The following is a 7,259-nucleotide window of genomic DNA, read 5'->3' as shown; positions in this document are numbered from 1 at the left end:
GATCGCATGTCGCTGCTGGCGGAAGCCTCCACCGCACGCCAGACGTTCCGCCTGTCGGTCACCACGAAGGTGGGCGACAAGGAGATCATCAAGGTTCGGCCCTTCACCCGCGTGACGGCCAACCTCGCCATGTCGACGACCAGCGTCTCCACGAACATTCCGCGCTTCAATCCTGCGCAGATCGTCTCGCAGTCCGTGGACAAGGAAGAGGCCGCACCGCAGGCCGAACCCACGGGAGAAGTCACCGTCGTTATGCGCGACCTCTCCAATGCGCCGCCCAACCTCAAATATGGCGCAGCGGTTGCGATGGAGGACGTTCTGGTAAAGGTGCGCGAGGTGGCGGAGCTCGCCCGCGCGCAACCGGTGCTTGCCGCAAGCCTACCGCCCGCCTTCACAGGCCTCGGCGGAAAGCCCGGCGCCCCCGGAGCATCCGCGCCCTATCTCGCCTATGCGACCGACGGCAATTATCCCACCGCAGCCGGCATCGCCCCGAAGGTGGACATACCGGAGAACGTCAGCTTCCTGGGCAAGACCTCCGACGAGACCTCGGGCGGCAACGCATGGTCTGATCAGACGGTGCTGGTGAAGAAGGGTGACACCATCGTCTCGATCCTCGTCGACAATGGCGTCAGCCAGGATGAGGCACGCCAAGCCGCCGCCGTATTCGGCCGTGGCCGGGACGGCACGGTGAAGGACGGGCTCCGCCTGCGGCTGCTCACCCAAGAAGGCACCGACAAGAAGACCCATCCGCTGCGCATCTCCCTCTTCAGCGACGCCGGCCACGAGGGCACGGTGGCGAAGGCGGACAACGACAAGTTCGTGCAGGTGGCCGAGCCGACCGAAACCGACGTGGGCGGCATTTCCGAAGACGTGGACGACGATGACGACGGTCCCGGCATCCGCCTCTATGACAGCCTCTATGAAACGGCGCTGCGCAATGAAGTGCCGCGCAATATCATCGCCGATCTGGTGCGCGTCTATTCCTTCGACGTGGACTTCCAGCGCCGGGTGAAGCCAGGCGACAATTTCGAGGTGCTCTACACCGAGGATGGCGGCGACGAGGAAGTGCTGTTCGCCGCGCTCAGCACCAATGGCGAGACGCGCCGCTATTACCGTTTCCAGACCTCTGACGACGGGCTGGTCGATTATTACGACGAGGACGGCAAGAGCGCGAAGAAGTTCCTGGTGCGCAAACCCATGGCTGGCGGCATCATGCGCTCGCCGTTCGGATATCGCCGCCATCCCATTCTCGGTTATTCCAAGCTGCATACGGGGGTCGATTGGGCGGACGCGGTGGGCACGCCCATCTATGCGGCCGGCAACGGCACGATCATCTACGCCAATTGGAAATCCGGCTACGGGCGCCACACGGAAATCCAGCACGCCAACGGCTATGTCACCACCTATTCCCACCAATCCGGCTTCGCGAAGGGCATTCGCGAAGGGGTGCAGGTGCGCCAAGGCCAGGTGATCGGCTATCTCGGCTCGTCCGGCCTCTCCACCGGCCCGCACCTGCATTATGAGGTGAAGATCAACGGCTCGTTCGTGGATCCCATGCGCGTGAAGCTGCCGCGCGGGCGGGCGCTCGACGGGCGGTTCCTGGCCGAGTTCCGCAAGGAGCGCGAGCGCATCGAGCTGCTGCTCAGCCATGCCCCGGTGCCGCCGAAGGTGGCCTCTGCCGCGAGCACCAGCCGTTCCAAATAAGCCGGTAACACGGAGCGCCCTCGCCCTCCTGTGTTCCCGTCCGGCATCTTCGGATAAGCTCGCGGTCTGCCCAGGCGCGAACCGCGAGCTTATTCATGAAAACCCGTATGCCCCGTGCCGGCCGGCGGATCGCCTGCGTTCTGGTGCTGGCCGCTGCGCTGCCCGCAGCAAGCTTTGGCGGACCGGCCGACGACGCCTACATCGCATCGCGCGACAAATATGTCGCCGCCATCGCCGCCGCGGAAAAGGCGGGAGCGGACAATGATGCCGTCGTCAAGCAGGACGAGCGCGCCCGCGCCGATCTTCTGAAGCAGATGACGGTGCTGCTCGGTCCGCTCGCCTTCAAGGGGCTGGAAAAGAAACCCACCTTTTCGCCGGGCGCGTTGTACGACGGTGATCTGGAAAGCGGGCGCCCGGACGGGCTGCTGTTCCATGACGCAAAATATGAGACGCGCATCTTCGTCTCGCCAGAGCCCGTGCTCGCCAATTGGGTGGGCCATGAGGCGGAGAACCTTGGCCTGCGGGCGGGCGAAGGGCTGGACAGTGCACTCAAGTGGGATCCCTTCTATACCCAGGCCACCGGCAGCGATGCCGCCTTTGAGGGATATGTGGCTCTGCCCCTGACCGCGCAGGACGGCGAAGCACTCCATGCCGCACTCGGGTTGTTCGCCCAGGGCGATATCGGCAACGTGCCCCCCGATGTGATCGTGATCGGCCGTCGTTCCGGCGGCCGGGTGAGCGTCGGCACGACCCCTGTTCCGGAGGCGTCCAAGCTCATCCCCGTCTGCACCAAGGTGTGGAAGGACTTCGAATCCAGGGCGAACGCTTTGTTTGCCGCGGTCCAGAAAGGTGGGAAAGGGACGGACGATCCACGGTGGGACAAGGCCAACGCCTTGAGGGACGAGGGGGCCACCGCGGTGCGCGCATGCTATACGCGGGAGATCGTGGCCCAGCCGCAGTTTGCCGCAGTTCGCAGGAAAGCCGAGGCGCTGTTGCAGATGATGCGCGGAAACTGACCGGCGACAAAAAAGGGCCCTCCCGGTGGGAGGGCCCAGACCGCTGACAAACCCCTGGCGTGAGCCGGGGGTTTTTGATTGACTGGGACATGCTGCGCCGTCCTGCTCCCGCCCAGACCGCCCTTGAGATCGTGACGCTGGACGAGTTGGTCCCGAAGGATCACCTCCTGAGGCGGATCGATGCGGCGGTGGACTTTACCTTCATCCACGATCTGACGGCGCCGCTCTACTGCGCCGACAATGGCCGGCCGCCGCTCGATCCCACCTTGATGTTCAAGGCGCTGTTCCTCGGTTACCTGTTCGGCATCCGCTCGGAGCGCCAGTTGGTGCGGGAGATCGAGGTGAACGTCGCCTATCGCTGGTTCCTGCGGCTGTCGCTGCGGGAGAAGGTGTTCGACGCCTCGACGCTGTCGCAGAACCGCCGCCGGCGCTATCAGGACGAGCGGGTGGCGCAGGCGATCTTCGACCGCATCGTCGAGCAGGCCATGGGGCTGGGGCTGGTGGAGGGGCGCACGCTCTATACCGATTCCACCCACCTGAAGGCCAGCGCCAACAAGAACCGCCACGACATCGTCCCGGCGGCCAAGTCCCGCGCGGCCTACTGGGCCGAGCTGGACGCGGCGGTGGAAGACGATCGCGCCGCCCATGGCCAGCCGCCTTTGCCGCCCGCCCCGCCGCGCGAACCGCCGGTGAAGCCCACCAAGGTCAGCCGCACCGATCCCGACAGCGGCTACATGGTGCGGGAGGGCAAGCCCAAGGGCTTCTTCTATCTCGACCACCGCACGGTGGACGGTCGGCTCGGCATCATCACCGATAGCTTCGCCACGCCGGCCAATGTGCATGACAGCATCCCCTATCTGGAGCGCCTGGACCGCCAGCGCGCCCGTTTCGGCCTGCCGGTCGCCACCGTCGGCCTGGATGCGGGCTATGCCAGCGCGGCGATCGCCCATGGGCTTGAGGCGCGCGGCATCGCCGGGGTGACGGGCTATCGCACCCCGACCCCGCCGCGGCCAGGCATGATGCGGACCTCCCGCTTCACCTATGAGGCCGGCACCGACAGCTATCGCTGCCCGCAGGGCCAGAGCCTCACCTACGCCACCACCGACCGGACCGGCTATCGCCACTATCGCTCGGATCCGAAGCTGTGCCGCGCCTGCCCGCTGCTGGCCTCCTGCACCAGCAATGCCAAGGCCGAGCGCACCCTCACCCGCCATGTCTGGCAGGACGCCCGCGAGCGGGTGGACGCCCACCGCCTGACCGCCTGGGGCAAGCTCGTCTATGCCCGGCGCAAGGAGACCGTGGAGCGCTCCTTCGCCGATGCCAAGCAGCTCTTCGGCCACCGCTATGCCCGCTTCCGCGGTCTGGTGCGGGTCCAGGTCCAGTGTCTGCTGGCAGCCGCCGCCCAGAACATCAAGAAGATCGCAATCGCCACCGATCCAGCAAAGGCCAACCCAGCCTGACCCCCGCTTCCCCTTCAAAATCCCCCCACGCCCGAGCCAAACCGGCCCGACGCCAACAAAACAAAACCCCGCCGAAAAATCGACGGGGTTTGTCAGCGGTCTGGGCCCTCCCGGTGGGAGGGCCCTCAATGGTGCGAAGCAAACCTGCTGCGTCAGGCAGCCTGTTCGACCGGCCCCTCGTTGGCGAAGGTCAGGCGGCCACCCTCCAGGCCGACCCGCACGCGCGTGCCGTCCAGGATGTCGCCGGCCAGGATCTTCTCGGCCATCGGGTCCTGCACCAGCTTCTGGATGATCCGCTTCAGCGGACGCGCGCCATAGGCTGGGTCGTACCCCTTGTCGGCGAGGAAAGTCCGGGCCTCGGGGGTGAGGTCGAGGACGATCTTGCGATCCTCCAGCAGCTTGGCGAGCCGGCCCATCTGGATATCGACGATGCCCGCCATCTGGTCCCGCTTCAGGCGGTGGAACATGACGATCTCATCGATGCGGTTGATGAATTCCGGGCGGAAGTGGCGCCGCACCGCTCCCATCACCAGCTCATACGCCTCGTCGTCGGAGACCACCTTCTCGCCCTCGTGGCCGGGAATCCCGAAGCCCACCGGCTGGCGGGGATCGGAGAGATATTCCGCCCCGAGGTTCGAGGTCATCACCAGCAACGTGTTGCGGAAGTCCACCGTGCGTCCCTGCCCGTCCGTCAGGCGCCCGTCGTCGAGCACCTGGAGCAGAACGTTGAAGACGTCCGGATGGGCCTTCTCCACCTCGTCGAACAGCACCACCTGGTAAGGCCGGCGCCGCACGGCTTCGGTCAGGGCGCCGCCCTCCTCATAGCCGACATAGCCCGGAGGCGCGCCGATCAACCGGCTCACGGAATGCTTCTCCATGTATTCCGACATGTCGATGCGCACCATGGCAGTGTCGTCGTCGAACAGATAGTTCGCCAGCGCCTTGGTCAGTTCGGTCTTGCCGACACCGGTCGGGCCGAGGAACAGGAACGAGCCGATGGGCCGGTTCGGGTCCTGCAGTCCGGCACGCGAGCGGCGCACGGCGGTGGACACGGCGGTAACCGCCTCGTCCTGGCCGATGACGCGCTTGGCCAGCTCAAGTTCCATCTTGAGCAGCTTCTCGCGCTCGCCCTCCAGCATCTTGTCCACCGGCACGCCGGTCCAGCGGGAGACGACGCCGGCGATATGGTCGGGCGTCACCGCCTCTTCCATGGTGCCGCCCTTGTCGCCTGCGGCTTCCACGGCAGCCAGCTTCTTCTCCAGATCCGGGATCACCGAATAGGTCAGCTCACCCGCCTTCTGGTATTCGCCCTGACGCTGCGCGGTCGCGAGATCGGCGCGCGCCTGGTCCAGCTTGGCCTTGAGCGTGGTCGCCGTGCCAAGCTTCTCCTTCTCCGCCTTCCATTTGGAGGTCAGAACGGAGGCGCGCTCCTCAAGATCCGCCAGTTCCTTTTCGAGCCGCTTCAGGCGGTCTTTCGACGCCTGGTCGGTCTCCTTCTTCAGAGCCTCCTGCTCGATCTTCAGACGCACGATCTCGCGGTCGAGATTGTCCAGCGCCTCCGGCTTGCTATCCACCTGCATGCGCAGGCGTGAGGAGGCCTCGTCCACCAGGTCGATGGCCTTGTCGGGCAGGAACCGATCGGTGATGTAGCGGTTGGAAAGCGTTGCCGCCGCCACGAGCGCGCTGTCGGTGATGCGCACGCCGTGATGCAGCTCATACTTCTCCTTCAAGCCGCGCAGGATGGAGACGGTATCCTCCACCGTGGGCTCGGAGACGAAGACGGGCTGGAAGCGGCGGGCAAGCGCCGCGTCCTTCTCCACATGCTTGCGGTATTCGTCGAGCGTGGTCGCGCCGACGCAATGCAGCTCGCCGCGCGCCAAGGCGGGCTTGAGCAGATTGGAGGCGTCCATCGCGCCGTCGGTCTTGCCGGCGCCGACAAGCGTGTGCATCTCGTCGATGAACAGGATGATCCCGCCCTCGGCCGACTGCACTTCGTTCAGAACGCCCTTCAGGCGCTCCTCGAACTCGCCGCGATATTTCGCGCCGGCGATGAGCGAGCCCATGTCGAGCGCGAGCAGGCTCTTGTTCTTCAGGCTTTCCGGCACGTCGCCATCGACGATGCGGCGGGCGAGGCCCTCCACGATCGCGGTCTTGCCAACGCCCGGCTCGCCGATGAGCACGGGATTGTTCTTGGTGCGGCGCGCCAGCACCTGGATGGTGCGGCGAATCTCCTCGTCGCGGCCGATGACCGGGTCGAGCTTGCCGTCGCGCGCCGCCTGGGTGAGGTCGCGGGCATATTTCTTCAGCGCGTCATAGGCGTTCTCGGCGGTCGCCGTATCGGCGGTCCGGCCCTTGCGCAGCGCTTCGATGGCGGCATTCAGATTCTGGGGCGTCACGCCGGTGCGAGCGAGAATCTTGCCGGCCTCGGTCTCCTTCTCGATGGAGAGGGCAAGCAAAAGCCGCTCGACGGTAACATAACCGTCGCCCGCCTTCTTGGCCGCCTGCTCGGCCGCCTCGAATACGCGCGCCAACGGCTGGCTGAGATAGACTTGGCCGGAGCCGCCCTGGACCTTGGGCAGCTTGCGCAGGGCCGCTTCCACCTCGTCGCGCACCTGGGTCGGGTTGCCGCCGGCCCGCTGGATGAGACCGGAGCATAGGCCCTCGGGATCATCGAGCAGCACTTTCAGCAGATGCTCGGGCGCGAATTGCTGATTGCCCTCGCGCACCGCGAGCGACTGGGCCGACTGGACGAAACCGCGCGCGCGTTCGGTGTAGATTTCGAAATTCATATCGTTCCTCCTCGGCGCCCCCGTCGCCTCGAAAAAGCACGACGGAGAACGATCGGATGCGGCTCCGGTATCCCCGGCCGCCGCAGCGGTCGCGCTTGGCGCGCCGCCGTAAGGGGATGTGGGGATGCCGGATGCACAGCGGAAGGGGGTGATACCCCTCCGTCGGCGGGAATTTTCTACCGCGGGCGCAGGGACGCCTTGATGCGGATCACACGCTTGCGCATCGGCGGACGGCGCCGTGCCGAACCACCCTTGACCCGACCGCACCGCAATGCGAGCCATAGACATTG

Annotated in this window: 4 protein-coding genes (1 of these 4 running past the window's edge); 3 read left to right on the top strand and 1 reads right to left on the bottom strand. The window is 66.0% G+C overall.

The genetic code is table 11. From position 1 onward, the window contains the following. From V5F68_RS00980 to V5F68_RS00970, 3 genes are all read left to right on the top strand, one after another. Positions 1–1,704, top strand: the 3' portion of a protein-coding gene (locus V5F68_RS00980; RefSeq protein WP_394016421.1) for a peptidoglycan DD-metalloendopeptidase family protein. The gene continues 300 nt to the left of window position 1, outside the view; the window shows 1,704 of its 2,004 coding nt (coding positions 301–2,004); the start codon falls outside the window, past its left edge; it ends in the stop codon at positions 1,702–1,704. Positions 1,705–1,799: 95 nt separating this feature from the next. Beyond that, positions 1,800–2,720, top strand: coding sequence for a hypothetical protein (locus V5F68_RS00975; RefSeq protein WP_394016422.1), 921 nt, complete (start codon positions 1,800–1,802; stop codon positions 2,718–2,720). 89 nt (positions 2,721–2,809) lie between these two features. Beyond that, positions 2,810–4,180, top strand: a complete 1,371-nt coding sequence (locus tag V5F68_RS00970; protein ID WP_394016434.1) for an IS1182 family transposase — start codon at positions 2,810–2,812, stop codon at positions 4,178–4,180. Between the two features lie 152 nt (positions 4,181–4,332). On the opposite strand, the gene clpB is transcribed toward V5F68_RS00970, so the two are convergent. Then, a complete protein-coding gene (clpB, locus tag V5F68_RS00965) occupies positions 4,333–6,969 on the bottom strand; it encodes an ATP-dependent chaperone ClpB (protein ID WP_394012611.1) in 2,637 nt (878 codons plus the stop codon). Positions 6,970–7,259: the final 290 nt, after the last annotated feature.

Source organism: Roseixanthobacter pseudopolyaromaticivorans, assembly GCF_043195145.2.
GTDB lineage: Bacteria > Pseudomonadota > Alphaproteobacteria > Rhizobiales > Xanthobacteraceae > NCEH01.
The sequence above is the reverse complement of the archived record's forward strand: the minus strand, read 5'-3'. Positions and strand labels throughout refer to the sequence as shown.